Below are 26,515 nucleotides of genomic sequence, written 5' to 3' on the forward strand. Positions count from 1 at the left end.
TGATCCTCGGTCGATTTATTTAAGCGTCTTGAGACGCATTCACGATCAAGCTACGTGCCTCGGCAGCTTGTTTTTGGCGTTTTGTGTCGTCAGCTAAAATGTTTATGGCCGTTTCGGCAAAACGATCTGCTTCAGCAGCAAGATCAATATGATTGACCTCATCAATTTGTTCCGCTTCTGCCGCGTTGATAACGGACGTGCCATGCAGCGCACCCAAAATTGCGCCAGCCATGACGCCGATAGAGTCTGCGTCCCGCCCGGAATTTATGCCTGCTTCAATTGTTTTTCTAAAATCGCCTTCGCAAACAATCGCGTATCCAAGCGCTAGCGGCAGCTCTTCAATCGACCAAAAGCGCGATGGCTGATAATTTGGTGTGGCGCGCCCTGCTTTCACCACCGTGTGGTCGAGATCATCCCCCAAAGGTGAAAATTTGGCGATCACTTCATGGAACTTATCGGTGACTTCCACATGGTCCGCCCCTTTATCGCGCAGAATAATCGCAACCTCTGCAATCGCTTCAATCGCGTCTTTCGTGCCGTCTTTTGCGAGTGCCACTGACGTCTCAACAATTTTGTCTACATTTGTACCTGGCATAAAGGCTTGAGCGATTGCGCCCGCCAACACGCCCGCAGCCTCCAAGCCATAGCTTTGTTGGTGGCCGGACGCGAACGCGATTGCTTCATCATATGCCGCTTCCGGGTTACAGGCATTCACAATTCCGATTGGCGCGATATACATCGCCGCACCGCAATTCACCATATTGCCAACGCCGCCCTGACGCGGATCACAAGATGACAATTGGTGCCGCTGAAAAATCCACTTTTCAGGATAGAATAAACGCTCAAGCACAGCGGTTTCGCGCTGCAATTCAGGCACATAGCGCGTCACCCATGCTATTTGCGTTACGAAACCATCCGCCATGTCCCATGCATCAATATGGCGTTTGACTTCATTGTAAACTTCCATCAAACAAAGGGTCATCAGCGTGTCATCGGTCACAATGCCATTGCCACGCACACGTCCCTTGCCGCCAGCCGGATCATTTTTTGTACGGTGCCAGGCGTGGTTCACACTATTCACCCAACCGTAGTCTCGGCGAATTTGTGCTGGCGATAGTTTTTCTACCGGTGCGCCCATGGCATCGCCTAACGCGACGCCATGAATTACCGCCTGGACCCGATTTTTAAAACTCGGGCCCGAAACGTTGGTTAGTTTCATTTCAGAACGGTCCTTGCATATTCTGTCAGACGTGCGCCACCAGCTGCATTCCAGCCAGCAACATATTCGTCCCATTGGTCCATCGACCATTCTCCAGATACAAAGCGATAGACGCTTGTGCGGTAATAATTGTTAGCAGCATCCACATCTGCGGCATAATCTGCTGGCCACACAAAGCTATTATCTGGTGTGAAGTATTTTGCGCCCTGTTCAAGCGAAGCTGCCGCAACCGGAGACATAAGGTCTGTCGGTGGTGTCCAAGCCGACGGTTGTGCAATCATGAAACGTGGATACCAAGTGCCGATTTTCTCAGTTGTCGCATACTCACCATTTGAAAGTGTGTAATGAGTGCCTTCAAAGCCCATGCGCTCCATCATTTGGCCCTCAGGACTTGCCAAGAAATCCATCAATTTTGCTACCATTTCTTTATTTTCGGAAAGAACTGACATCGCAAAACCGCGAGACTCTTTAGACACATCCACAGCCTGCAAGCCTGCTGGCGGTTCAAGAAGCGCAAGTTCTGTATCTGGGTGCACCTGACGCATTTTTGTGCGGTAAATATCAACAACCGGACCTGAAGTGCCCATAACGACAGCAACACGACCAGTATAAAATTTGTCCTCTTTTACTTCCCAGTTGGAAGTCACAAACTCTGGATCCAATTGACCGCTTGCAAACATGTCATGATAAAAGGCCAATTTTTCGCGCTCATTTTCAGAAACGCGTGAACTTATCCAATTGCCATCACCGTCCTTCAACCAAGATTTTTCAATACCAAAAGCACGGTTAAACACCGCATCAAGTTCTGCGGTAGTGTTTGGCGTAATGATCGCGTGGGTATCATTTTTACCATTGCCATCATAATCCGTTGCTGAAAGCGTATCGAGCAGTTTCTTCCACTCATTAAGGTTTTGCGGCGAGTCCATGCCGGTCATTTCCAACCAGTCTTTACGCATTACGGGCGATTTTGTGCGCGCCGGGAATACATAAAGCAAATATGGGTAGTTCTCGAGGCGTTCAGCATTATGTGGCCACATTGCGCCGGCAAGATTTTCACTGCTTTCGATATATGGACGCCAATCTTCTAAAAGACCTTGGTTGGCAAACTGTTCATCACCACCTTGGAAATAGATCAAATCCGGAATATCACCGGACAACAGCATTAGCGCCAGTTTATCTTGGTAACCTGATGCTGGTAGATCGACGATTTCGATGTCGATTTCATTACCTTGTGCGGTCATCGCCTTCTCGATGCGCTCAATATGAGCAACATCTTCTGGGTTTGTGGTCAAAAGGTCTTTAGCCACAACTCGAATGGTAACGGGGTCGGCGTATGCCACATTGCCGAATGCGGCAACGCTAAGTGCAATTGCAGCAACCGACTTTCTAAGTATTTTAGCAAGCATAAAATGTCTCCTCCTAGAAATGCTCGTTGTTATCCTTTAAGCGCACCGCTCATGGTGCCTTTTGTGAAGAATTTTAAAATGAGGGGATAAACCACCAGAATTGGCGCAATGGTGAAGATGATCATGCCTGCTTTAAGCGCGCGCATGCTGATCTGACTGGCGCCTTCGTAAGTGTTCATCGCCTGTACGCCCACAATCGCCGCCTTGTCGCCTTCCACCACAAATTGACGCAACACAACTTGCAACGGCCACATGCCTTGGTCGTTCAAATAAATCATTGGACGAAGGAAATCGTTCCAGTGATAGACGAGGTAAAACAGGGTAATTGTTGCCAATGCAGATCGGGTGACCGGCAAAACAACCTTCCAAAATGTTTGGAATGCATTCGCGCCATCAAGCTCTGCCGCTTCCAGCAACTCTTCAGGAATTTCCTCAAAGAAACGGATGAGAATGATCAGGTACCACGCATTTACCATCTTGAACAAAATGACCGACCAATAGGTGTTGAGAAGGCCAAGCTCTCGAATGACGAAATAATCAGGAATCAAACCCGGCTCAAAAACAATCGTCGCCAAAACAAGTACAAAAAGCACTCGACGCCCCGGCAATTTTGGCCGAGATAACGCCCACGCCATCAGCGCGGTGAACGTGACGTTCAAAATGGTGCCCGTAACCGTAATGAATATTGAATTTAACAAGCCGCTTTGCACATTTGGATGGGTAAAGAGCAAATGCCACACATCAAATGATAGGCCGCTTGGCATGATAGCAAGCCCGCTCATACCCGGCACCTCTGCCGGGTCAGATAGCGAAATCGCGAGAAGGTTTAAGACAGGCTGCACGGTCACTACAACCATTAGCAAAAGCGAAGAAACAATGATTGCCTGTTCAACACGTTCAAGCGGTGTACGATTGGAATGGGTCATTACCAAACCCCCTTGCCGGTCAACCGCTTAGAAATGGTGTGCGCGGCAAGAATGAGCACCATGCCAATTAGTCCCTTGAAAAGCCCAGCGGCGGTTGCAAGCGAGAATTGTCCCGATTGCAATCCTAGGCGATAAACATAGGTATCCAAGATATCGATCTGATCGCGAATGGCGTCGTTGCTGAGGTTGAAAATTTGATCAAAGCCAGCGCTCATAAACAGGCCAACATTTAGAATGAAAAGCGTTGCAATTGTCGGTGCGATGCCTGGCAAGGTCACGTACCAAATCTTTTGCCAGCGGCTAGCCCCATCCATTTCTGCCGCATCATACAGCTGCGGATCGATCGCCATGATGGCCGCAAAATAAAGGAGGGAATCCCACCCTGCACTACGCCAAATTTCAGAAAACACAACAACCCAACGGATCGATGCTGATTGCGTCATAAAGGGTTCGGGCGATAGCCCAAACCAACCGCGCATTTCATTGATCACCCCGTCGGACGGCGAAAGAGCAGCGATAAAGATACCGGCGATCACCACCCATGAAAGGAAGTGAGGCAAGTAAATTGCAGATTGTATGACCTGGCGCAGTCGCGTTCCGTTGACCTCATTGATCATCAAAGCGACCAATATTGGAACCGGGAACACAAATATGATCTTCATCCCGGAAATCAGCAACGTATTTAGCAGCACACTAAAGAATACCGGTGAGGCGAATAGCGATGCGAAATGCTTAAAACCTACCCAAATGTTAGGTCCAAAAATCCGAAAATCTTCAAATGCCAGTTTCGCCTGCCAAATCGGAAAATAATGAAACAATGCGAAGTAGATTACCCCAGGCGCCAGCATCAAATAGTATGGCCACCAAGTGCGGAACTGCACTTTTACACGCTGCCAACGCGTCATTGCTGCACTGTTGCCTCCATTGTTGGGAACGTTCCCATTTTCAGCTAAATCGCTTGACGCATTACCTGGCGTTGCGGACATAATGACTTACCCTCTTTCAACTATCGCTATTTTAGCGCCAGCTCTTGCTTCGGCTAAAGATGCACGCTCTGTCACCGCACAAGGCAACAACACATGGCGACGCTCCAACCGTCCCTCAATTTCGTCTTTGAGCAAACGTACGCCTTCTATGCCTATCTGTCTTGATGGCTTGGAAATTGTTGTCAAACCTGGAAAGGCATATGCCCCCGCCGGAATGCCGTCGAACCCCAAAACAGAAATATCTTCAGGACACCGCAGACCCACTTCCTGAACGGCGATTACTGCTCCAAGCGCCATCAAATCGTTTGCCGCAAAAATGCAACTTGGCAACGCTTTACTCTCACTCAATAAACTTTTGGTGGCATCAATGCCAGACTGAACTGAATACTCACCTTCCCTTGTCGCAAGGGCCTCAGGATCCACTCCGTGCTCGATACACCAATCATGCACTGCACGGAAAAATCGTACCCGCGCCAAACGATTTTTCGGCCCCATAATTAGTGCCGGCGGCCGATGACCGATCTTTGCAAGATGCTGCAATCCTAGCTCGACGCCTTGCTTAATATCGCTACCCACACTTGAAAGCTCTGGAAAACGTTCAGCGGAAGAACCAATCAGCACAACCGGCAATCCAAACCGCCCAAGCCCATCAATATAGTCAGATACTGGGTTCACCAATGCGCCATCAACTCGCGCTTGTCGTAAGGCCTGCAAATGACTCGCCTCCCGCCCGGCATCCCAATCAGAACTAAAAATTAACAGCGACTGACCAGCCTGCGCCGCTTCATCCTGCGCCCCCCGCGCCACCTCCGCCCAAAAAGGATTGGCAATATCTGGAATTACAAGCCCCAGCATACCGGAACGACCAGAGCGGAGCGATTGCGCTAGGTGATTCCGCTCATATCCCAACCGAGCTGCCGCCTGCATCACACGCTCACGCGTGGTGTCGCTAATGCTCTCAACGCCTGAAAGCGCCCTTGCCACGGTACTTTTGGAGACACCTGCAAGCTCAGCTATATCGATAATGGTTGGACGCCTCTGTCTCAACTGCTCGACCCCAAATACATTTCTCAAACTTTGGGAACGTTACCAATCATTCAAGTTTTTGTAAATATGAAAAGAATATGACGTTGAAATTGTTGATAATTGAAGACGCATAATCATGAAAATCCAGCACATAGATTGGCAAAATGAATTACTTCACCTCCTTCTAAGCCTTCATTCCCGTAACAATATCGTTGAATAAACTTAGTATTATCGCACTAGATGAACATTAGTAACGAAACCGTCCAACGGCATCTTCACGCCGTTTATGGGTTTCGCGCCGAAATCGCCCCATGCCCGCTTCCCGCCCAGTGATGACATTGCTTAGGATCCCGCCCACGAATAAGGTCACTCCTATGAGCTAGGAGAAGTTTGTCGATCTAGGTCATCTACCGCTGAAACTTGATAGCGCCTCAATTTGATCAGCGAGCAATCGCAATTGATCTTCGCCAAGACTATTGAGAGCATTTTCAATTCGGGCGATGTTCATTTTCTTTTCGTCCGATGCGGCGCTCATAGTATCGAAACCCAACAACCAATTTGGTGTCGTACCCAACCTATCAGCAATTCTACATAAAGTTGCCAAATCGGGTTCACGTTGACCAGCGACATAGTAGGAATACCTTCGCTCCTCCAATCCAATTCGCCTTGCAGCCTCTGCATTGGAAATATTTAGCTGTTGTGCACGCTCACGCAAACGATCAGACAGTTTCTTCATAAGAACAATATGTTCTTAGTTGACACATATGATCCACGAACAATATGGTCTATTATGAGATCATATTGTTCTTATTGGATTTGTATCATGAAAACTCAAAACGCCAGACCACTGAGACCAAGTAAAAATGACATGCACTTTTCCCTCACCAAGTATTTTATCGCGCTGACCCTTTGCACCATTGGAATGCCAGCAATCGCATTATTGCTTGGGCAGTTTACCGGCGGCTATAGCAGCCCAATTGTGGGTCCAGTCAGTTTGTTTCTAGACCATTTCGGTTATGTGATTGGTCAGGTTTGGATGCTCTCAATTTTAGGTGCGGCTATCTTTGCCATTTGGCGCTCAGTCGGTGCATCAAGAAAATGAAGTCACATCCCCTCTATTCATTTGCTGCCGCAATAATATTCAACGCTACCCTCGCCAGTTCCAGCGCCTATAGCCAAACTTATGCTGAGCCAATAAGTGAAGAGATGATATTTGGGGCAGGCACTGTAGTCGCCTATCAAGAAAAGTGCAGCCTAACACTAGTTGATCCTCAAACTCGAACGCAGGTTGAGCTGATTAGGACAGCTTACGTTCGCGATCATCGATTTATTGACGGATATCGCTATGGCTTACAAGCAGTCGATATGAGCAAATACATCTATGGCGATCTCGTCTGTCACGCGCTTGTTTCTGTCGTGAATGCCGATCGGGTTGAAAAAGGCTTTCCACCGTTATTTGCAGAGCTCGACTAGTCTAGTCCAAGCTTCTTACGAAATTCGCTATCAAGTGCAATCGCCCTCTTAAATTCTGGCGTGTCTCGAACCAGTTGATGATAGTGCAACCGAAGCAATAGCTCGTTTGCCTCCTCAGTGAAAGTTATGCCATTACGAATATTTTCAAATTCCCTTCGACACCCATCGGTTGTCATCCTAGCGTAGTGCGCTTCAGTGGTTTGCATGGTCTCATGCCCTAGGCTCGTCGACCACGCCTTTCGCTGCGCATTCGTCAACTGCATTTTGTCACCGAAATCTTTCAAGAAGTGGCGCGCCGAATGTGGAACAAACTTCTTGAGTCCAGCACATTCGCAAGCCCTCTCAAAAGCATCTGAGATAGCGCTCGTCGACTTCAGTGGATCAATAATTGGCCGATTTTCTGCAACCAGCATTGTGGGCTTATTCAATATCTCAATTGGTGGGAACAGCGCATCATTGTCTTTAATACCGCGCTCTAGCAGCATCTGCATGTAATCAATCAAAATCTGATCAAAACGGTCATTCAATGGGAACCAAAATGTTCGCATTGATTTTGAGTTCTTAGTTCTCACCTCAGTTGCGTCTTGATTGACCTCTTTTTTGTCAATATCAACATGTTTGAGCCTCAATGAGACTGTCGCGTCTGCCCTCGTTCCAAAAACGAAACTTGCCGCGACTATCGCGCGGTCACGTTGCTGGGCAAGTGTATTCGCCGGCATACTGGAGATCATCAATTCAACTTCATCCATAGATGGATAATCCCGAATTTTTGTCCCTGCCGCCCCTGCCAGATCAGCTCTTGATAGTTCTAAATAGTCAGGAATTGACCTATTTAGACGCCGATAGCCTTCCTGCTTGGTCAACCAAACGATAAATTTTCTCAGATGGGATGCCGCATGTGCAATTGAGCTTTTGCTTCTTCCGTCCATACCTTCAGCGACTAAATAGCGTCGATAGCGGGTTGCATCGTCAGTTTTGAGTTTATCAAATGGCTTCCAGTGCAAAAACTCCTCAAAAGCACGGATATCTGCTAGATAAACATCCTGTGTCTTTTTGTTGTACCGTTCGGTGTATTTTTGGAACTCAAAAATGATGCGCTCATTCTCAGCGCTATATTCGACAACTCCACTACCCTGATCTTTCACAACATCACCGGGAACCAATTTATTATCTTCGTCTAACAATTGCAGGGTGATGTTGGACTCCAGCGCCTTGCAAATTTGCCGATATTGCGCACCAGAAATAACTTTCTGAACGACCTTTTCACATTCTGGGCACGTCGCGTGTGCCCAGAAACGGCTCGATGTTCCCTCTTCAAAGTTCCAACTTCTAGATTCAGGCCAAGTTCTTGCTTTGCAGGAAAAGCACTTGAATTGCCCCAAGCGAAGTTTCTGCTTTTGCTCCAATTGCCGCTGCTTGAGAAAAAGGCGCAGTTCACTTCCTTTAAAAAGAAGTGGCTGTCGCTCATCAATCGAACAAAGACCTGACTTTCGCCAGTTCGTGACCGTGTTTTTATGCACGCTAAATGTTTCGCAAATCGCTTCTACGTCATAGACACGATTTTTCTTAGCGCGCGTATAATTATACGCCCGCACCATGATTATCCACCGAGGTGCTCTTGTTCAAACTGAATGATGTCTGCTGCTCGCCAGCGCGTGGTTCCTGGCGTGATACATACGGGCTTGGGGAAGTTCGGTATATTCTTTAGCCAGTTCCAGATGGTCGCTGGCTTGACGGAAAACCGTTCCGCAACTTCCTTGACCGAGAAGTAGGCCTTACCTGGCTGCAAACACAGCGCCTCTGGCGCTGAGCGAGGTTCTCGTGGAGGATTGGATTCCTGCGATCCAGCCAACTTCTTGGCCGGTGCATGATCGGATTTGGTTTTCTTTGAAGATTTTTGGCCTAAATCTAAATTCGGGTCCAAAAGCGATAGGGTATTAGTATCCTTGACAGCGCGAGGCATAACTCACCTTTCCTTCACCCCATAGGGCTGGGTGGAAATGTGAAGCCCCTCTTGCGCTTCGAAAAAACTACGATTTGAGCTAATCTTGAGTGATTCTGACGGGAATTGCCAAGATAAAAATTTAGATCAGCTAAAGCCTGTGAATAACTTTACGGTAACCTAGAGCGTTAATTTGGTGGTGGGCCGACTGGTGGGCTGAAGTGCCATTCCAGAATTTTTATCATGTAAATTCAATTAGTTAACAAAAGGAGTGGCGGAGAGAGAGGGATTCGAACCCTCGAGACGGTTCCCCGCCTACACGCGTTCCAGGCGTGCGCCTTCGACCACTCGGCCACCTCTCCGACGCGACAGTTTGCACTGCCAGAACCTCTGAATTTGCCCTTGTCCCAAGTAGGGGAAAGCGCGAAGCAGAATGCGCTGCAATATACTGATCACAATCAAGATCGCAAGTGTTCACGAACATGTTTCTGCCGTTGAATTGCATTTATTTATGTTTATCTTGTTTAGCAGGCTATTGTGTGGCCCATGGGGCCTGAGCAGAGAAGGTGAAATCGTGCGACTAACCCTTAGACTCATTGGAACATTTTTCCTCGCAATCACCCTATTATTAGTGGTGATGGACGGTGCGCGCATGTTTGCCAGCTCTAGTTTTGTTTTTACCCCGCTGGGTGAAACTTGGTTTAAGCTTGACCAGTCGCTTGGCACGTTGACCTTAAATACCTTGCAAGCCATCATCCAACGCTATGTGCATCCTGCGGTATGGGATCCATTCTTCGTGACCATTTTAGGTGCGCCGGGCTGGCTTGTGTTTGGCATTTTGGGGTCGCTGTTCCTGTTCTTAGGCCGCACACGATCACACAAGCGTTTTATGAATGTTGAAGGGCTTTAGGGCCGAAGGAGTCATCTGATGTTTATGACCAAACCCAGCCATATTGTGAGCAAAAGCGATGCCCTGCCAGGTCGCGATGCGGTTTTGCCCACATCCGAACATCATTTTGTAAATGGTAACCCGCTAAAAGGCCCCTATCCGGAGGGCAATGAGACGCTTTATATCGGCATGGGCTGTTTCTGGGGCGCTGAGCGACTGTTCTGGCAGTTGGATGGCGTATGGGTCACCGCTGTGGGTTATCAAGGTGGCCACACCCCTAACCCGACCTATCATGAAGTTTGCACCGGCAATACCGCACATACTGAGGCGGTTTTGATCAATTTTGATCCGAGCGTAATTTCATTGGATGAAATTTTGCGGAAGTTTTGGGAAGAGCACGACCCCACTCAGGGTATGCGCCAAGGCAATGACCGTGGCACCCAATATCGCTCGGCGATTTATGCGACCAGCTCAGAGCAGTTGGCGGTTGTTGAAACATCTCGCGATGGATTTCAAGCACAGCTGGACAAAGCCAATATGGGCAAAATCACAACTGAGATTGCCCTCGCTGGGGAGTTTTATTTCGCTGAAGATTATCACCAGCAATATTTGGCAAAGAATCCCGGCGGCTATTGTGGTCTCCGCGGCACTGGCGTGACTTGCGCAGGATCATAATGTGATCAGCCGAGAAGACTTTGAAAAATTTTGCTTTGCCCTGCCGCACACAACCCATGTGGTGCAGTGGGGAAATGCCTCTGTGTTCAAGATTGGGGGCAAGATTTTCGCGATCTATAGCCGTTGGGACAATTTGGACAAAGACATTGTTAGCTTTAAAGCCAGTGATGATAGTTTCCGCATTTTGCCCGAGCAGCCGGGTATTGCTCCGGCGAAATATTTGGCCCGGGCCAAATGGGTTCAGGTGAATGAAGAGGCTGGGTGGGATGAGGCGACATTCCACGCCTATATTCAAAACGCTTACAATCTCATTTTGGCCAAATTGCCAAAGAAAATACGAGAAAATTTATAATTCAGGCATTTATGGGCTCGCAAATCTTTGCGGCAGACCTTATCTGGCTTGATAGGCAGGAATAAGGATCCCACCATGCGTTTACTTTTATCTATCGGCTTGTTTGTTGGCCTCGCTTTTTTGGCGGGCTGCGCCACGTTAAGCAAATCACAGTGCCAAACGGGCGATTGGCAGCAAATCGGATTTGGCGATGGCGCTTCTGGAGCAGATTCCTCACGCTTTGCTGACCATCAAAAAGCCTGTTCAGAACACGGGATTACAGTGGATCGCGCGCAATATATGCAGGGCTATAATCGTGGTCTACGGCAATATTGCACCCCTGCGAAGGCAGCTGAAGTGGGCTTAGACGGCCGCAGTTATCGCAATGTGTGCCAAGGCGAAGAAGGCATTTCTTTCCAGCGCGTCTATATCGCCGCGAAGGAAGTGCATGAGGTGGATCAGGAAATCCAAAGCATTCAAAATGAGATTGAGCAAATTACGAAGAAAATTGCTGATCCTGCGACGAGCCAAAAAGAACGTGAGAAGCTCGCGCGTGATTTGAATTGGCTCAATCTTGATTTGAACCGTGAATATCGTGCCCGCAGCCAAGAGGAACGCGAACTACGCAATATTCAGGCTCAAGAAGAGGCGCGCCTGGCAAGGCTCTAGCTGGCTTTATCGGACATTAAAAAAGGGCGGCCAATGAGCCGCCCCTTTTTTACAAACTTTCTTGCGAACCTTATGCGCCAGGTTGTTTTACGATGCGCAAATAGGGCTTCACTTCATTCCAACCATCTGGGAACTTTTTCTTTGCGTCTTCATTTGAAAGCGCAGGCACGATGATCACATCTTCACCGTCTTGCCAGTTCACAGGTGTGGCGACTTGATGTTCTGCTGTTAGTTGCAGTGAATCGATCACACGCAACACTTCGTTGAAGTTCCGGCCTGTTGAAGCAGGATATTCGATCTTCAACTTGATCTTCTTGTCCGGACCAATCACGAAAACAGAACGCACGGTCAATGTGTTGTCTGCCTTCGGGTGGATCATTGAATAGGCTTTGGCCACTTTGCCTTCAGGGTCTGCGATCAACGGAAAGTTTAAGGCTGTGCCTTGCGTTTCCTCAATATCGCCAACCCATGCACGGTGGTCTTCAATTGGATCAACAGAAAGGCCAAGAACTTTTACGCCTCGCTTTTCAAACTCAGGCTTTAGCTTTGCTGTGAAGCCCAATTCCGTGGTGCAAACAGGAGTAAAGTTTTTAGGATGCGAAAACAGAACGGCCCATGATCCATCGATATAATCGTGGAAGTTGATGTGGCCTTCGGTTGTATCCGCTTCAAAATTCGGGGCTTCATCGCCAATAAGCAATCCCATGTCGTATTCCTTTCGGTTTGCCAAAATTCTTAAATTTAATATGGGCTTTTACCAGCCGGTTTGAAATAGGCAAAGGCCGAAAGTTTTTGCAATTTTTGACAAGGGATCGAAATTGGATTGCGCGGAACTGTCAATCTGCGGCTAAAACATTCCGGCGAACAAGGTGCCACCATTCTTGGTGTGAAACATGAACACAATGATGGGCAAGGTGGAAAAGGTGAGCGCCACGGGCCAGCGCGCCGAAAGGACGCGCGCAATGGTGTAAAGAACCAGCGCAACAGCGCTGAGCACAAGAATAGGCAAGCTATTCATTTCAACAAATTGAACCAGCCGCGCCAGCATTATTTCACCCCAATGTGAATTAATGTGGGTATGGTTAGGGTCTGCTTCTAAAGTTAAGCTCAAGCATATAGATGGCATTTTTCATTAATTTGAATAGTCGCAGAATGTCGGTGATGGTCTATCAGCGCGAGTAAACTGCTTGGCGCACTGCGGCCCCATGGCGGTTGTTAATTGGAATGATCGCGATGGGATTGGTCAAATATGCGCTCGAACCAGCGCACGACCAAGGTGAGCGAGATGGTCATCACCAGATAGAGGAATGCCACCACATTATAAGTTTCAAAGAATTTGAACGTGGAGGCGGAATAGACTTTGCCGAGTTGTGTAATGTCTTGCACCCCAAGGGCAGATACAAGGGCACTGTCTTTGATCATCGCCACCAGCTCATTGCCCAGTGGCGGCAGGATCAGCCGCAAAGCCTGCGGGGCGATGATAAAGCGGAAAATATGTTTGCGGCTGAGGCCCAATGCGCGCGCGGCTTCAATCTGCCCGCGGTCCACCGCTTCAATGCCGGCGCGGAAAATCTCAGCCAAAAAGGCAGAATAGGATATGGTGAGGGCAATAATGGCGCGCCATGTAAAATCAAACATGCGCACGGTCATTTCGCCCATCAGTTCCCGTTCTTGCAACGGCCCGGTGACCGTGTTGAAAAAATCTACGAACCAAGGCGCGCCGACAAAAGCGATATAGAACAACAACACCAGCATGGGGATGCCGCGCACAATTTCGATGTAGAAGGTCGCACATTCGCGCACCAATCGGATTGGCGACAGGCGCAAAATCGCCATCAACAGACCCAGCGCCACCGCCAAAGTGAACGCAATCACCGTGACATATATAGTGGTGGTGACCCCACGCATCAGTGCCCAGAAAATGGTTTGATAGCCCTGATCAGCAACAATGTTCCACATGACCAGCACAGCCAGCAAAATGGCGGCCAACAGCCAATAAGGTATTTGGAAGCCGCGTTGTGCGCGACGGTGCGGGGCGTGCATATATCAGGTCCGGGACAGGAAACGGGCGGGAAAGACCCGCCCGAATTGGTTTATTGATTTGCTTTATATTCGTAGAACCACTTCTGGTTCAACTTTTCTAACGTGCCATCTGCTTCCATGGATTGCAGCGCGGCGTTGACAGGTTCAACAAGATCGGAGCCTGGGGTGAAGATAAAGCCAAATTGCTCAGTGCCGAGCGCATCGCCCACCACTTTGAACGCCCCCGGATTGGCGCCGATATAGCCTTGGGCAGATGTGTTATCCATCAACACCGAATCCACGTCACCGCTTTTCAGCGCTTGAACGCTTGCACCAAAAGTTTCAAACAATTTCACGCGTGGGTTGGCTTCGTCACCGTCCAACACATCATAGATTGCCACGTAAAAGTTGGTGGTTCCGGCTTGAGCGCCAAACAATAAGTTTTCGTTCGAAGCAAACTCTGCTGAGTTGGCAAATCTGTCTTCATCAGCGCGCACCAACATGAATTGCTCGGATGTCATGTAAGGTTGAGAAAAATCAACTTGGGTCGCGCGTTCTTCGGTGATGGTGATGCCATCCATGCCGACATCAAATTGGCCGTCGCGCACGGCTTGGATCATGGTGTCCCAGCTTGAAAGCTGCCAATCCACTTTCGCATTCAACCGTTTTGCAATTTCATTAAACGCATCATATTCCCAGCCAATGCCTTGGCCCGTTTTGGGATCTACAAAGTTTAGCGGCGTATATGCATTTTCCGTCACCGCCACGATGGTCCGGCCCTGCAAATCTGGCAAATCTTCAGCCATTGCTGGCGCGATAGCTGCAACGCTGGCCACAACAAGGCCCAAAAGGGTAGATTTGATCGACATTTTAAAGCGCCTCCCGCATTCTATGTCTAATTTATAATTATAGTAGAACAGCTTATGCGGGTTCTGGTGAGTTGAAAAGAGGGGTCTTGAGTTAATGCCCCAAACTGTGTTGGGATAGCAGCTGACACGATATTGTCTTTTTCCGACAATAGGATGCACGTGAAAAAGCTATGTTGAGGCCAAAAATGAATTGACATTCTTGGGCCTGAGCCGCAAAGGGTTTTTTCGCCAAAAATTAGGCGAAGACCAAACACCTTCCATCCTTTCATTCAATTTGGAGTTATTTGAATTGGAAAAAAATCTGGGTGCCGAGATTTACGGCATAGATCGCTGGGGACATGAGATTTTAAGCGTTTTGCCAAATGGCGATGCTGGTCTCATTGATGTTTTGAACCGAGATGCCACACCGGTGAGTATCCCCTCGATTATCCAGGATTTGAGTGAACGGGGCATCACAGCGCCGGTTTTGCTGCGGGTAAACTCATTTTTGCAATCCAGCCTAATTGAATTGAATGAAGGGTTCCGCGCCGCTATCAATGATTATGAATATGAAGGCAATTATCGAGGTGTGTTCCCAGTTAAGGTAAACCAACAGGCCGAAGTTGTGCGCCGCATTGTGGAAACTGGACGGCAATATAATTATGGCCTGGAAGTTGGTTCCAAGCCCGAATTGCTGATCGCGTTGGCACAGAACCTGTCCAAAGAAGCTTTGCTGATTTGTAATGGCGTGAAGGATGAAGAGTTCATCCGCTTAGCCATTATGTCTCGCAAAATGGGCTTTAACACCATCATTGTATTGGAAAGCCCGAAAGAACTGGACCTTGTGTTCAATGTGGCGCGAGATCTTGGCGAAAAGCCTGCATTGGGCGTGCGCATTAAATTGACGCACCAGATCAAGGGCTATTGGGCCACCTCCTCCGGCGACCGTTCGAGCTTCGGCATCACCGTTGATAATGTGATTGACGTGGTGGACCGTTTGAAAGCCGAGGGCATGGAAGATTGCTTGGTGCTGCAACACTCGCACCTTGGTTCGCAAATTCCAGACATTATTGATGTGCGCCGCATCGTGAACGAAGCCTGCCGCTTCTATACCGAGTTAAAATCTCTCGGCTTGCCGCTGCGATATCTCGATTTGGGCGGCGGCCTGGGCATCGATTATACGGGCGAAAAGCAAGCCAATGAAAACTCGATCAATTATGGCCTTAAAGAATATTGCGAGGCGATTGTTGAAACGGTGAAATATGCCATGGATGACGCGAAGATCGAGCATCCGAGCATTGTGACCGAAAGCGGCCGCGGCGTGGTAGCGCTGTCCTCCATGCTGTTATTCGATATTTTGGACGTAACCCTTTATGACAGTAAAACGGCTCCAGAGATCAGCGATGATGACCATCATCTGATTAAAGATCTGATGGGGGTGACCGAATATCTGTCAGCCGAACGGCTGCAAGAAGCGGTAAACGATGCGATCTATTATCGCGACGAAATTCGCGCCTATTTCCGCCGCGGCACATTGGACATTCGCGCCATGGCGCGGGCGGAAAGCGTATTCCGTTATCTCGTGTCAAAGTTCAAGCAATTGGCCATCGACATTGATATCCCGCCACAGCTGGAAGAGCAGTTGGACGGGTTCGCGGATATTTATCATGGCAACTTCTCGCTGTTCCAAAGCTTGCCGGATGTGTGGGCAATTGATCAATTGCACCCCATCATGCCCGTTCAGCGATTAAATGAAGTGCCGGAGCGTCGCGCTGTTCTGTCAGACATCACGTGCGATTCTGACGGCAAGGTGGATCGCTTTGTGTTGGCTGATGGTGTGTCGAAAACCCTGCCCGTGCACGAAATCACCGATGAAGAGAATTACTATATCGGCGTGTTTTTCGTGGGCGCGTATCAGGAAACATTGGGCGATTTGCACAATTTGTTTGGTGACACCAATGTGGTGACGATTTCGCTGAAAGATAATGGCGATTTTGATTTGCTGCACGAAGTTGAAGGGGACACCATTGCCGAAGTGCTCAACTATGTAGAATATGACGCAACAGCGTGTCTTGCTGCGTTCCGCCAACGGGCGGACGAAGCGGTGAGCGAAAAAGAACTGACCATTTCTGAACGTCGCGAACTGATCGCGGCCTATAAAGACAGCCTTTCAGGCTACACATATTTCGAATCCTAAGATTGGCGTTTGAACAAAGAAGGACAAAATTGATGGGTAAAGTACTTGTCATCGGCGCCGGTGGCGTTGGCTCAGTTGCCGTGCACAAAATGGCGATGAACAGCGATATTTTTTCTGAAATCACTTTGGCCAGCCGCCGCAAATTCAAATGCGACGATATTGCCAAATCCATAAAAGAGCGTACGGGCGTTGATATTAAAACCGCTGAAGTGGACGCTATGGATGTGGACGCAACTGCGGCGTTGATCAAAGAAACTGGCGTAGAGTTGGTGGTGAATTTGGCCCTGCCTTATCAGGATCTGGCGATTATGGATGCGTGCTTGAAAGCAGGCGTCAATTATCTCGACACGGCCAATTATGAGCCAGAAGACGAAGCCAAGTTCGAATATAAATGGCAGTGGGCTTACCAAGAAAAATTCAAGCAGGCTGGTTTGACCGCCATTTTGGGTTCAGGCTTTGACCCCGGCGTGACTTCTGTTTACGCCACTTGGTTGAAAAAGCATAAGCTCAACACAATCGAATATATTGATATTCTTGATTGCAATGGCGGCGACAATGGCAAGCCTTTCGCCACCAACTTCAACCCTGAGATCAATATCCGAGAAGTGACTGCACCTGCGCGGCATTGGGAAAATGGAGATTGGGTGGAAAGCCCTGCCATGACCACCAAATATACGTTTGATTTCCCCGGCGTGGGCGAAAAGAACATGTATTTGATGTATCATGAAGAGTTGGAAAGCCTTAAGACGCACTTCCCTGAGATCAAGCGCGCCCGCTTCTGGATGACCTTTGGCGATGCCTATATCAACCATGTGACGGTGTTGCAAAATGTGGGGATGACCAGCATTGAGCCCGTGATGCACGAAGGCAAAGAAATCATTCCTTTGCAGTTTTTGAAAACCGTGCTGCCCGATCCAAGCGATCTTGGCGAATTGACCAAGGGCAAAACCTGCATCGGCGACATTGCTACGGGTGACGCAAAAGATGGGTCAGGTCAAAAGACCTTCTACATCTACAATATTTGCGATCATGAGGAATGTTACGCTGAAGTTGGCTCACAGGCCGTGGCCTACACGACAGGCGTGCCCGCCATGATCGGCGCGGCGCAAGTGTTGAAAGGCAATTGGGTTGAGCCAGGTGTTTGGAACATGGAACAGCTCAATCCAGATGATTTTATGGACATGCTGAACGCCCATGGCCTACCTTGGGAAGTGCATGAATTGGACGCGCCTGCCAAGTTCTAATTTTTCAGGGGCGGGCAACCGCCCCTTTTGCTTTGGAGTTTTCGCCTTATGGCCGAGATGATGCAAACCCAAGCTGGGGATGCGGGAGCTTTCACCTCTTTTGATTTGAGCCGCGTGCCTACCCCTTGCTTTGTGGTGGATGCGCACGCGATTGAACGCAATCTCAAAATTCTTGCTGATGTAAAAGCCCGCTCTGGCGCGCATGTACTCTCAGCGCTCAAAGCCTTCTCTATGTTCGAGGTGGCGCCCCTAGTGTCGCGCTATTTGGATGGCGTGTGTGCATCCGGGCTTTATGAAGCCAAGTTGGGGCGTGAGGAATATGAAGGGGAAGTGGCCACGTTCTGTGCAGGCTATAAAGACAGTGAGATTGATCAGATCATCGCCCTTTCTGACCATATGATTTTTAACAGCCCCAGCCAGAAGGTCCGCTTTTTGGCCAAATGCCAAGCCGCGGATGTGAGCGTTGGATTGCGCATCAATCCTTTGCACTCCGAAGGTGAAATTCCGAAATATGACCCTTGCGCGCCCTGCTCCCGTTTGGGCACGCCGATCAATCAGTTGGATGATGAGGTTTTGGATGGCATGGACGGGCTGCACATGCACACATTGTGCGAGCAAGGCTTTGAGCCTTTGGCACGCACATGGGCGGCAATCGAACCCAAACTCGCCCCCTATTTGCCCAATTTGAAATGGCTCAATTTTGGCGGCGGGCACCATATCACCCGCGCTGATTATGACCGCGAAGGTCTGATCGACTTTATCAAAACCATTCGCGAGAAATATCAGGTGGATGTGTATTTGGAACCCGGTGAAGCCGTTGCACTGGATGCTGGCATTTTGGTGGGTGAAATTTTGGATTTGCCTCATAATGTGATGGATTTGGCGATCACTGACATTTCTGCCACATGCCATATGCCAGATGTGATTGAAGCGCCCTATCGCCCTGCCCTGATGGGCGAAGCGACCCACGGCCACACCTATCGGCTTGGCGGCCCGTCATGCCTCGCGGGTGACGTAATCGGCGATTATACTTGGGATACGCCGTTGCAAGTGGGCGACAGGTTCGCCTTTCTGGATCAGGCGCATTATTCCATGGTCAAAACCAACACTTTTAATGGCGTGCCCTTGCCCGCCATCGCCCTGTGGAACAGCGAGACCGACGCGCTGACAATGGTGCGCGAATTTTCCTATGATGATTTTAAAAACCGATTGAGCTGAGGCGTTATGAGCATTTTTCTGGATAGTGAATTAAACGAGCAGGAGCGTCAGCGGGAAGCGGCCAAGTTTGTGGTGATCCCCATGCCACTGGAGCGCACGGTTTCTTATGGTGCCGGCACCGAGGCAGGCCCGGAAGCCATTATCGAAGCGTCCAACGAATTAGAGCGTATCTGCATTGGCCGCGAGCCTGCCCTTGATGGCATTTTTACTGAAGATGCTGTTGCATGTGATGGGCCATTACCTGATGTGATGGAGCGCTTGGCTCAGTGCACTGCACTGGCCGTGGAAGAGGGCAAAATTCCTGTGACGCTAGGCGGCGAACATTCGCTCACCTATGGCGCCGTGTCAGGCGTCTCACGCGCATTGGGCAAGAAGGTTGGTATTTTGCAAATCGATGCCCATGCCGATCTACGCATTGCCTATCAAGGCGAAAAGCACTCCCATGCCTCCGTGATGCACCTTTTGTGTGATGATGGGCACCATCTCGCCCAATATGGTGTGCGTGCTTTGTGTCAGCAGGAGATAGACTCGCGCGAGAAATACGGTGTGACATTTATCGATGCTGAAGAATTGGTGATGGAAAACATCACCAGCGCAGTGCTGCCAAACGATTTCCCTGAAGAGCTTTATATCAGCTTTGATGTGGATGGGTTGGACCCGTCCATTATGCCTGCCACTGGCACGCCTGTGCCAGGCGGGTTGGGCTATTATCAATCCCTGTCCATCATCGCATCCTTGCTGCGTGGCCGCAACATTGTCGGCATGGATATTGTGGAATTGGCCCCTGACGATAAAAGCCAGGCTTGGGATTTCACTGCCGCGCAGATTGCCTATCGGTTGATGGCGCTGGTTTAGGAGCTGGGTTCATCGCTGCACCAATGTGCAGCGGTGGTTTGGAAATATCGCCTCACACACTCCGTCCACCCCGGACTTGATCCGGGGTCCAAGCAGTTTTGATGGTGTTTCGGGAATTGTCGCTGCTTTGTGCATCACACATTCGCTACATGGATTACCGGGTCAAGCCCGGTAATGACGATGGGTAGTGGGGTCCAGCGCTGTGTACTATCACACTTTTATCATATCGCCGCCGTTGTTCGCTGCACCCGCTCTGTCTGCGCTCTCCCCGCTAGGCTGGCCCGGCATGCCATCACCTTCATGCGGCGCCGTCGTTCGCGGTGCTCACTATCCCGGCGCCCCCGGCTCTTTCTCGCCGCCGTCGCTCACTTCGTTCGCTACGCTCTCTACCCCAACACCCCCGCCAGACTTGCCAAATGGCATATTTTACACTATATATGCCAAAAGGAGATAAATCATGCTGAATGAAGTGCGGCGCACACCGGCGCAACCGGACGATAAAGAGATAAGCCAAGACGAAGCTGCGGCGATGGCGCGGGCTACGGTGAATTTGTTTCGTCGGTGGGAGCTGAATGATGCGCAAGCACGCGAACTTTTAGGCGGCATGGCGCCGCGCACATGGGCGCGGTGGAAGAAGGGTGATATGGGACGCATTGACCGAGATTTGGCCATGCGCATGTCGATCCTGATGGGCGTTCATAAAGGGCTGCGCTATTTATTTTCCGATCCCCATCGCGGCTATCAATGGGTGAAAAAGCCAAGCACAGCTTTTGCCGGACAGTCAGCGTTGGACGTGATGTTGGGCGGGTCTATTTTTGATCTTGCCCGCGTGCGGAACTATTTGGATGCGGAGCGCGGTGGCGCGTGAATATTCACACAATTCCGACGCGGCAGGTCACATGGGCCCGTACATTTCGCATCATCCGATCAATTTTCCCGCCCATCGATTTATTTGAAGATATTGCTGACCCGGCAGATTGGGATGCGCTTGCCTCGGCGGAAGCCAAGAGTAATCCACGCATCGTAGACCAGATCGGCACGCTTGCCTTGGTGCCGCCAGAACGTCGCGTGGGTGGCATTGGGGCCAGCTATGTTATGGCGCCGTTTACTCATGTTTCGAAAGATCGACCAGGTCGCTTCACCGACGGAAGCTATGGCGTCTATAGCGCTGGTGACCGCGAAGAAGTGGCCATTTATGAAGTTGCGTATCATCATGGGCGCTTTATGGCTGCCACAAATGAAGATCCCGGCTGGACTGCGCAATTCCGCTTGCTGATCGGCTCCATAGATCAACTTCTGCATGATCTAGACAGCATGGCAGAAATGCTGTTGCCCCATGATTGGACGCAAAGCCAAAAGACAGGCGCTGCGCTGCGCGCCGCTGGCAGCAATGGCATCATTTATCCAAGCGTGCGCGCACCGGAAGGCAAATGTATTGGGATTTTCTGGCCAGACCTGCTGCCGATACCGCATCAGGCAGATCACTTTGATTTTCATTGGAACGGTGCTGAGGTGGACAAAGTGCGCAATTGCAATAGCGGGAAAATTTTTGCACTTTAAGGCATACTTAAAACATGGAGATTTTTCATGCCAATGCCACAGGAATATCAACGAGCTCATATTATTTTTGATCAAATTTTGACTGATCTGTGCGACGAGTTGCACCTAGCAACCCGCAATCAAACCTATACTTTGCTGCAATCCGTGCTTCTTACTTTTCGTCGACGCCTTACCGCGCCACAAGTACTAAAATTTGCTTCGCTTTTGCCACCAGTTGCGCGCGCTATTTTTGTTAAAAATTGGGATGAGCGTGAATATACGCCGAAATTTAGCAGCGAGAACGATCTTGTTGAAGAAGTCAAAGATTTGCGACGTGACCACAATTTTGCCGATCGTCACGCCATTAAAGGTGTAACGCACATATTGCGCCGCTATATGGATGAGGCAAAGCTCGATGCGGCCTTAGCAGAAATTTCGGAAGACGCAGTTGCCTATTGGCAGTATGACAAAGCTAGTCTTTGCGCTTAAACGCCAGATATTCGCGCAGCCCGGTCACCAAATAGAACAAGGCGACGGCAAAGCCGCCCAGCACTGAATAAAAAATCAGTGACCCGACCGGCGCTGCATCTGGCCCGATTACAAACGTCAATGCGATGAGCGCGACCAAGATCGCGCCCACAATTTTGCCCATGCCTGGATCGTTCAAATTCATCAATTGTCGCCCATTTTAAGCGCTTTGATGAAGGCTTCTTGCGGAATTTCGACCTTGCCGAACTGTCGCATTTTCTTCTTACCCGCTTTTTGCTTGTCCAACAGCTTACGCTTACGGCTAGCGTCACCACCATAACATTTCGCGGTTACGTCTTTGCGCAAGGCAGAAATGGTCTCACGAGCAATCACCTTGCCGCCAATCGCTGCTTGAATTGGAATTTTAAACAGGTGCTGCGGGATCAGCTCTTTGAGTTTTTCGCACATTACGCGACCACGCGCCTCAGCGGCAGAGCGGTGCACCAACATGGACAGCGCATCCACAGGTTCGCCATTGACCATGATGGCCATTTTCACCAAATCGCCAGCGCGATATTCCGAGATTTGATAGTCGAAACTCGCATAGCCTTTGGAGATCGATTTCAACCGATCGTAGAAGTCGAACACAACTTCGTTGAGCGGCAAATCATATTGCACCATGGCGCGGCTACCCACATAGGACAGATCAACCTGAATGCCCCGGCGGTCCTGACACAATTTCAGAATTGCACCCAAATATTCGTCAGGTGTGAGGATATTGGCTCGGATCCACGGTTCGCGGATCTCTTCAATTTTCATCACATCCGGCATATCTGCTGGGTTGTGCAATTGCGTATCGGTGCCGTCGCGCATGCCAAGTTCATAAACAACGCTTGGCGCGGTGGCGATCAAATCAAGGTCAAACTCACGGCTCAACCGTTCCTGAATAATCTCGAGGTGCAACAGCCCCAAAAAGCCACAACGGAAACCGAAGCCGAGCGCTGCCGATGTTTCCATTTCATAAGAGAAGCTGGCATCGTTCAACCGCAATTTGCCCATTGCGGCGCGCAAATCTTCAAAGTCGTTTGCATCAACGGGGAACAAGCCACAGAACACAACTGGCTGTGCCGGGCGGAAACCTTCCAGCGCTTTGTCGCAAGGCTTTTTCGCGTCAGTGATCGTGTCACCCACATTGGTGTCGGCTACTTCTTTGATCGAAGCGGTGATAAAGCCAATTTCGCCTGGGCCCAATTCGCCTGTTTCGATGAGCTTGGGTGTAAACACACCTACCCGGTCAAGATCATAGATCGCGCCGGTATTCATCATTTTGACCTTTTGGCCTTTTTTGATTTTGCCATCGATCACGCGGATCAACACTACAACGCCCAAATAGGCATCGTACCAGCTGTCGACCAACATCGCCTTCAATGGCGCATCTACATTGCCTTCTGGTGAAGGCAACCGTTCAACAATTGCATCGAGAACGGTTTCAACGCCGATCCCGGTTTTAGCTGAGATCTCTAATGCGTCAGAGGCATCGAGGCCAATCACGTCTTCGATTTGCTGCTTCACGCGATCAACATCAGCGGCGGGCAAATCAACTTTGTTGAGCACAGGCACAATCTCATGATCAACTTCGATGGCTTGATAAACGTTTGCCAAGGTTTGGGCTTCCACCCCTTGAGACGCATCAACCACCAGCAATGAGCCTTCACAAGCTGCGAGCGAACGGTTCACTTCATAGGCAAAGTCCACGTGTCCCGGTGTGTCAATCAAGTTGAGCACATAGGTCTCACCATCCTTGGCTTCATATTTCAGCCGCACGGTTTGCGCTTTGATGGTGATGCCACGCTCGCGCTCAATATCCATGTTGTCGAGCACTTGTTGCTGCATTTCACGCTCGGTCAACCCGCCTGTGAGTTGAATCAAGCGGTCAGCCAAGGTGGATTTACCGTGGTCGATATGGGCTACGATGGAGAAATTGCGAATATTTTTAAGCTCTGTCATGGGCAGGTGATTACCAGCTTTCTATGCACAAGAAAAGAGAAATTGGTAACCATCTGTGAAAAGGCGCAATCCCCTGCAAAACGGCGAGCCGCGCCCTTATGGCTGCCCCGCAAATTGCGCTCGAATTAACCTTGTTTCAATTCACAATTTCTTGTTGATCCGCTGCCTTGTTCACCGCGATCGCTGCCGTTAAGTTTAGCGCAACTTGTCTTGCTCCATCATCGGGTGATCGACCAAGGCAGATGAACGAGAAATGAGCGCGTTTGCAAATTGGGAGGTCAATAGATTGCATCACAAAAAACCTAGTCGAATGAAAACCTTTTTAATCGCGGCAAGTATGATTGCTTTGCCGGGATTGGTGTTTGCGCATGGGGGCGCCATGGGCCCCACCAAGGTGCGCATGGATGCAATGGTCTCCACGAAAGATAGTTTAAGCCGATTGCAAAAAGCGACGACCGGCACTGAGATTAATCGCGCCGCCGCAGAACAATCTTTGGCGGAATTGCAAACATTTGCTGCAGCGCTTCCGACCTTGTTTGAAGAAAAACATTTGCCTGCGATGAGCGAAGCTCTGCCCAGCATTTGGGAAAATGCGGAACAATTTGACACCGAAATTCGTTTCTTTGCAGAGCAAGTGGATTTGGCACAAGCCCAACTGGACGACAATCCAAGCCAAGTGCTGCGCACAGTTGCAGCGGGGTGTGCGTCATGCCACGATAAGTTTAGAGAGAAAAAACAGTAAATGCCGTGAGGAGGGCAAATCCAATTCGATTTACGTTTTTGCCCCTCGCTTCCTTGGCCTTTTTGGCACCCACATTCGGCGTGGGTGCTGCGCCTGTGCCGCCGCCTCGTCCTGCCCAATTGGCGGAAGTGGAAGATCCTACCACCAGCAAACCGGAACCTAAACAGCCTGTTTACCAGGCTGCATGCCCTGCATTGATGAGCGACGATGTGGATGCCAAGATCATACCGCCCACCGAACATGATGGCTGCGGCACCCAGTCACCATACCAGCTAAACTCGATCAAAGTTTCAGGGCGCGACATCAAGCTGGCGACGCCGGCCACAGTGAATTGTGCCATGGCCACGGCTTTTATCGATTGGGTGAAGCGGGTCGACCAGCTAAGCCGCATCACACATGATGCGGGGATCAAATCCATCAGCACGGGCACAAGCTATATGTGCCGCCGCCGCAACAATGCAAAAACTGGCAAGATTTCTGAGCATGGTTTTGCCAATGCGATTGATTTGACGGGATTTGTTTTGACCAATGGCGAACAGGTGCAGCTGCCTGAAGCCTGGCAAGCGGGCCGCGAGGACCAGAAACTGATCCGACAAAGCCATAAATTGGGATGTGAAATCTTCACGACAGTGCTCGGACCAGAGGCCAATGCATTGCACAAAGACCATTTGCATCTCGATATGGGGTGCCACGGCAAAAGCTGCACCTACAAAATCTGCGATTGATTGCCCCACATCGCAAATAAATTTGATTGCGAGTTGTTCTTGTAAAAAATCAGGATTAGATTGAACTAAACATGCTGATTTTTTTGGGAAATAATCCATGCTCAATCGCGTACTTGGTGGCCAGCGCCGCCGATTTGATGACCTTTCTGAAGCTGAAATCTTAGCTCTTGCCATTTCGGCTGAGGAAGATGATGCGCGCATTTATGCGGCCTATGCCGAAATGTTGCGCGACGAATTTCCTGCTTCGGCCAAAGTTTTCGACGGTATGAAAGAGGAAGAAAATGAGCATCGCGGCATGCTCATTGATATGTTCAAGAAAAAGTTTGGCGACAATATTCCCCTTGTTCGCCGCGAGCACGTGAAAGGCTTTTTGGAGCGTAAGCCATTTTGGCTGATGAAAAATTTGCCGCTTGAAACCATTCGCCAGCAAGCTTGGGAAATGGAAGAAGCAGCGCAAAACTTCTATCTTGAGGCGTTGAAGCGCACCAAAGATGCCAATATCCGTAAGCTATTGGGTGATTTGGCGCTGGCAGAACAACACCACAAAAATGCAGCTGATGATTTAAGCGATGAGCATTTGGGTGAAGATGCCCTTGAGGAGGAGGACAAGCAAAAGCACCGCAAATTTGTGCTGACCTATGTGCAGCCGGGTTTGGCGGGTTTGATGGATGGTTCCGTTTCCACCCTTGCGCCAATCTTTGCTGCGGCATTCGCCACGCACTCTACTTGGGAAACTTTCTTGGTTGGCCTTGCCGCATCCATTGGCGCTGGTATTTCCATGGGCTTCACCGAAGCCGCCTCAGATGATGGCAAGCTTACGGGGCGCGGGTCGCCAATCAAGCGCGGCTTCGCTTCTGGCATCATGACCACGATCGGTGGTTTGGGCCACGCCCTGCCCTATTTGATTGCAGATTTTTGGACCGCAACGATCACCGCAATTATTGTCGTGTTTATCGAATTGTGGGTGATTGCCTATATACAAAACAAATATATGGACACGCCATTTTGGCGCGCGGTTATGCAAGTGGTCTTTGGTGGCTCGCTGGTGTTTGCGGCAGGTATATTGATCGGTAATGCATAGTCGCTGCTCATGGTGGCAGCAAAGAGT

The 26,515-nt window shown here is 49.7% G+C and carries 30 protein-coding genes and 1 tRNA gene; 16 read left to right on the forward strand and 15 right to left on the reverse strand.

Annotation, left to right across the window (positions count from 1 at the left end):
* Positions 1-19 precede the first annotated feature (19 nt).
* The 6 genes from ACP15Y_RS14805 to ACP15Y_RS14830 all read right to left on the reverse strand — a co-directional run bounded on the left by ACP15Y_RS14805 (position 20) and on the right by ACP15Y_RS14830 (position 6,299).
* Positions 20-1,219, reverse strand: a complete 1,200-nt coding sequence (locus ACP15Y_RS14805) for an ADP-ribosylglycohydrolase family protein (protein WP_424983885.1) — start codon at positions 1,217-1,219, stop codon at positions 20-22.
* The gene (locus ACP15Y_RS14810) at positions 1,216-2,625 is read right to left on the reverse strand and encodes an extracellular solute-binding protein (RefSeq protein WP_424983886.1); all 1,410 of its coding nucleotides are present in this window, start codon (positions 2,623-2,625) and stop codon (positions 1,216-1,218) included. The genes ACP15Y_RS14805 and ACP15Y_RS14810 overlap by 4 nt, the downstream gene beginning before the upstream one ends.
* Positions 2,626-2,654: 29 nt before the next feature.
* On the reverse strand, positions 2,655-3,551 hold the full coding sequence (locus tag ACP15Y_RS14815) for a carbohydrate ABC transporter permease (RefSeq protein ID WP_424983887.1): 897 nt from the start codon (positions 3,549-3,551) through the stop codon (positions 2,655-2,657).
* Positions 3,551-4,456 carry an ABC transporter permease gene (locus tag ACP15Y_RS14820; RefSeq protein WP_424983888.1) on the reverse strand — a complete coding sequence of 302 codons (906 nt, stop codon included), beginning with the start codon at positions 4,454-4,456 and terminating at the stop codon, positions 3,551-3,553. Before ACP15Y_RS14820 ends, ACP15Y_RS14815 begins: the two co-directional genes overlap by 1 nt.
* A gap of 87 nt (positions 4,457-4,543) precedes the next feature.
* Positions 4,544-5,611 (reverse strand): LacI family DNA-binding transcriptional regulator, encoded by a 1,068-nt coding sequence (locus ACP15Y_RS14825; protein ID WP_424983889.1) that lies wholly within the window; start codon positions 5,609-5,611, stop codon positions 4,544-4,546.
* Between the two features lie 355 nt (positions 5,612-5,966).
* A complete protein-coding gene (locus ACP15Y_RS14830) occupies positions 5,967-6,299 on the reverse strand; it encodes a helix-turn-helix domain-containing protein (protein WP_424983890.1) in 333 nt (110 codons plus the stop codon).
* Positions 6,300-6,386: 87 nt separating this feature from the next.
* Here ACP15Y_RS14830 and ACP15Y_RS14835 point away from each other — a divergent pair, with 87 nt between their 5' ends.
* Both ACP15Y_RS14835 and ACP15Y_RS14840 read left to right on the forward strand, forming a co-directional pair.
* The gene (locus tag ACP15Y_RS14835; protein WP_424983892.1) at positions 6,387-6,665 is read left to right on the forward strand and encodes a hypothetical protein; all 279 of its coding nucleotides are present in this window, start codon (positions 6,387-6,389) and stop codon (positions 6,663-6,665) included.
* A complete protein-coding gene (locus ACP15Y_RS14840) occupies positions 6,662-7,036 on the forward strand; it encodes a hypothetical protein (RefSeq protein ID WP_424983893.1) in 375 nt (124 codons plus the stop codon). The genes ACP15Y_RS14835 and ACP15Y_RS14840 overlap by 4 nt, the downstream gene beginning before the upstream one ends.
* On the opposite strand, the gene ACP15Y_RS14845 is transcribed toward ACP15Y_RS14840, so the two are convergent.
* The 3 genes from ACP15Y_RS14845 to ACP15Y_RS14855 all read right to left on the reverse strand — a co-directional run bounded on the left by ACP15Y_RS14845 (position 7,033) and on the right by ACP15Y_RS14855 (position 9,340).
* A complete protein-coding gene (locus tag ACP15Y_RS14845) occupies positions 7,033-8,634 on the reverse strand; it encodes a tyrosine-type recombinase/integrase (protein ID WP_424983894.1) in 1,602 nt (533 codons plus the stop codon). The genes ACP15Y_RS14840 and ACP15Y_RS14845 overlap by 4 nt on opposite strands.
* A gap of 2 nt (positions 8,635-8,636) precedes the next feature.
* Positions 8,637-8,999: a helix-turn-helix transcriptional regulator gene (locus ACP15Y_RS14850; protein WP_424983895.1), complete on the reverse strand. Its 363-nt coding sequence runs from the start codon at positions 8,997-8,999 to the stop codon at positions 8,637-8,639.
* A 251-nt stretch (positions 9,000-9,250) separates the two neighbouring features.
* Positions 9,251-9,340: transfer RNA gene (locus tag ACP15Y_RS14855), tRNA-Ser, on the reverse strand.
* Positions 9,341-9,630: 290 nt separating this feature from the next.
* Here ACP15Y_RS14855 and ACP15Y_RS14860 point away from each other — a divergent pair.
* The 4 genes from ACP15Y_RS14860 to ACP15Y_RS14875 all read left to right on the forward strand — a co-directional run bounded on the left by ACP15Y_RS14860 (position 9,631) and on the right by ACP15Y_RS14875 (position 11,542).
* Positions 9,631-9,888, forward strand: a complete 258-nt coding sequence (locus ACP15Y_RS14860) for a hypothetical protein (protein ID WP_424983896.1) — start codon at positions 9,631-9,633, stop codon at positions 9,886-9,888.
* Positions 9,889-9,903: 15 nt separating this feature from the next.
* A complete protein-coding gene (gene msrA, locus ACP15Y_RS14865) occupies positions 9,904-10,542 on the forward strand; it encodes a peptide-methionine (S)-S-oxide reductase MsrA (RefSeq protein WP_424984023.1) in 639 nt (212 codons plus the stop codon).
* A 1-nt stretch (position 10,543) separates the two neighbouring features.
* Complete coding sequence (locus ACP15Y_RS14870) at positions 10,544-10,894, forward strand: MmcQ/YjbR family DNA-binding protein (protein WP_424983897.1); 351 nt, start codon at positions 10,544-10,546, stop codon at positions 10,892-10,894.
* A gap of 75 nt (positions 10,895-10,969) precedes the next feature.
* Positions 10,970-11,542, forward strand: a complete 573-nt coding sequence (locus tag ACP15Y_RS14875) for a DUF2799 domain-containing protein (RefSeq protein ID WP_424983898.1) — start codon at positions 10,970-10,972, stop codon at positions 11,540-11,542.
* A 70-nt stretch (positions 11,543-11,612) separates the two neighbouring features.
* Here the strand turns inward: ACP15Y_RS14875 and ACP15Y_RS14880 are convergent, their stop codons facing one another.
* The 4 genes from ACP15Y_RS14880 to ACP15Y_RS14895 form a co-directional block, all read right to left on the reverse strand.
* Complete coding sequence (locus ACP15Y_RS14880; RefSeq protein ID WP_424983899.1) at positions 11,613-12,248, reverse strand: peroxiredoxin; 636 nt, start codon at positions 12,246-12,248, stop codon at positions 11,613-11,615.
* 141 nt (positions 12,249-12,389) lie between these two features.
* On the reverse strand, positions 12,390-12,590 hold the full coding sequence (locus ACP15Y_RS14885; RefSeq protein ID WP_424983900.1) for a hypothetical protein: 201 nt from the start codon (positions 12,588-12,590) through the stop codon (positions 12,390-12,392).
* Between the two features lie 167 nt (positions 12,591-12,757).
* Positions 12,758-13,585, reverse strand: a complete 828-nt coding sequence (locus ACP15Y_RS14890; RefSeq protein WP_424983901.1) for an amino acid ABC transporter permease — start codon at positions 13,583-13,585, stop codon at positions 12,758-12,760.
* Positions 13,586-13,635: 50 nt separating this feature from the next.
* Positions 13,636-14,433 carry a transporter substrate-binding domain-containing protein gene (locus tag ACP15Y_RS14895; protein WP_424983902.1) on the reverse strand — a complete coding sequence of 266 codons (798 nt, stop codon included), beginning with the start codon at positions 14,431-14,433 and terminating at the stop codon, positions 13,636-13,638.
* A 289-nt stretch (positions 14,434-14,722) separates the two neighbouring features.
* Between ACP15Y_RS14895 and speA the strand changes: the two genes are divergently transcribed.
* The 7 genes from speA to ACP15Y_RS14930 all read left to right on the forward strand — a co-directional run bounded on the left by speA (position 14,723) and on the right by ACP15Y_RS14930 (position 21,954).
* A complete protein-coding gene (gene speA / locus ACP15Y_RS14900; protein ID WP_424983903.1) occupies positions 14,723-16,609 on the forward strand; it encodes a biosynthetic arginine decarboxylase in 1,887 nt (628 codons plus the stop codon).
* Between the two features lie 32 nt (positions 16,610-16,641).
* Positions 16,642-17,853: a saccharopine dehydrogenase family protein gene (locus tag ACP15Y_RS14905; RefSeq protein ID WP_424983904.1), complete on the forward strand. Its 1,212-nt coding sequence runs from the start codon at positions 16,642-16,644 to the stop codon at positions 17,851-17,853.
* A 48-nt stretch (positions 17,854-17,901) separates the two neighbouring features.
* On the forward strand, positions 17,902-19,071 hold the full coding sequence (gene nspC, locus ACP15Y_RS14910; RefSeq protein WP_424983905.1) for a carboxynorspermidine decarboxylase: 1,170 nt from the start codon (positions 17,902-17,904) through the stop codon (positions 19,069-19,071).
* 6 nt (positions 19,072-19,077) lie between these two features.
* Entirely contained in the window at positions 19,078-19,926 is an 849-nt protein-coding gene (gene speB, locus ACP15Y_RS14915; RefSeq protein WP_424983906.1) for an agmatinase, read from the forward strand.
* Between the two features lie 457 nt (positions 19,927-20,383).
* Positions 20,384-20,794: an MbcA/ParS/Xre antitoxin family protein gene (locus ACP15Y_RS14920; protein ID WP_424983907.1), complete on the forward strand. Its 411-nt coding sequence runs from the start codon at positions 20,384-20,386 to the stop codon at positions 20,792-20,794.
* A 2-nt stretch (positions 20,795-20,796) separates the two neighbouring features.
* Positions 20,797-21,486, forward strand: a complete 690-nt coding sequence (locus tag ACP15Y_RS14925) for an RES family NAD+ phosphorylase (protein WP_424984024.1) — start codon at positions 20,797-20,799, stop codon at positions 21,484-21,486.
* 27 nt (positions 21,487-21,513) lie between these two features.
* A complete protein-coding gene (locus ACP15Y_RS14930; protein WP_424983908.1) occupies positions 21,514-21,954 on the forward strand; it encodes a DUF2267 domain-containing protein in 441 nt (146 codons plus the stop codon).
* Here ACP15Y_RS14930 and ACP15Y_RS14935 read toward each other — a convergent pair.
* Together ACP15Y_RS14935 and lepA are read right to left on the reverse strand one after the other, a co-directional pair.
* Positions 21,938-22,138, reverse strand: coding sequence for a hypothetical protein (locus ACP15Y_RS14935; RefSeq protein WP_424983909.1), 201 nt, complete (start codon positions 22,136-22,138; stop codon positions 21,938-21,940). The genes ACP15Y_RS14930 and ACP15Y_RS14935 overlap by 17 nt on opposite strands.
* Positions 22,138-23,940, reverse strand: coding sequence for a translation elongation factor 4 (gene lepA, locus ACP15Y_RS14940; protein ID WP_424983910.1), 1,803 nt, complete (start codon positions 23,938-23,940; stop codon positions 22,138-22,140). Before lepA ends, ACP15Y_RS14935 begins: the two co-directional genes overlap by 1 nt.
* 337 nt (positions 23,941-24,277) lie before the next feature.
* Between lepA and ACP15Y_RS14945 the strand changes: the two genes are divergently transcribed.
* The 3 genes from ACP15Y_RS14945 to mbfA all read left to right on the forward strand — a co-directional run bounded on the left by ACP15Y_RS14945 (position 24,278) and on the right by mbfA (position 26,488).
* Positions 24,278-24,682 carry a cytochrome c gene (locus ACP15Y_RS14945; RefSeq protein ID WP_424983911.1) on the forward strand — a complete coding sequence of 135 codons (405 nt, stop codon included), beginning with the start codon at positions 24,278-24,280 and terminating at the stop codon, positions 24,680-24,682.
* 38 nt (positions 24,683-24,720) lie between these two features.
* Positions 24,721-25,407, forward strand: a complete 687-nt coding sequence (locus ACP15Y_RS14950) for an extensin family protein (protein WP_424983912.1) — start codon at positions 24,721-24,723, stop codon at positions 25,405-25,407.
* A gap of 97 nt (positions 25,408-25,504) precedes the next feature.
* On the forward strand, positions 25,505-26,488 hold the full coding sequence (gene mbfA, locus ACP15Y_RS14955; RefSeq protein WP_424983913.1) for an iron exporter MbfA: 984 nt from the start codon (positions 25,505-25,507) through the stop codon (positions 26,486-26,488).
* Positions 26,489-26,515: the final 27 nt, after the last annotated feature.

It is taken from the genome of Maritalea sp. S77 (assembly GCF_049801075.1).
Lineage (GTDB): Bacteria > Pseudomonadota > Alphaproteobacteria > Rhizobiales > Devosiaceae > Maritalea.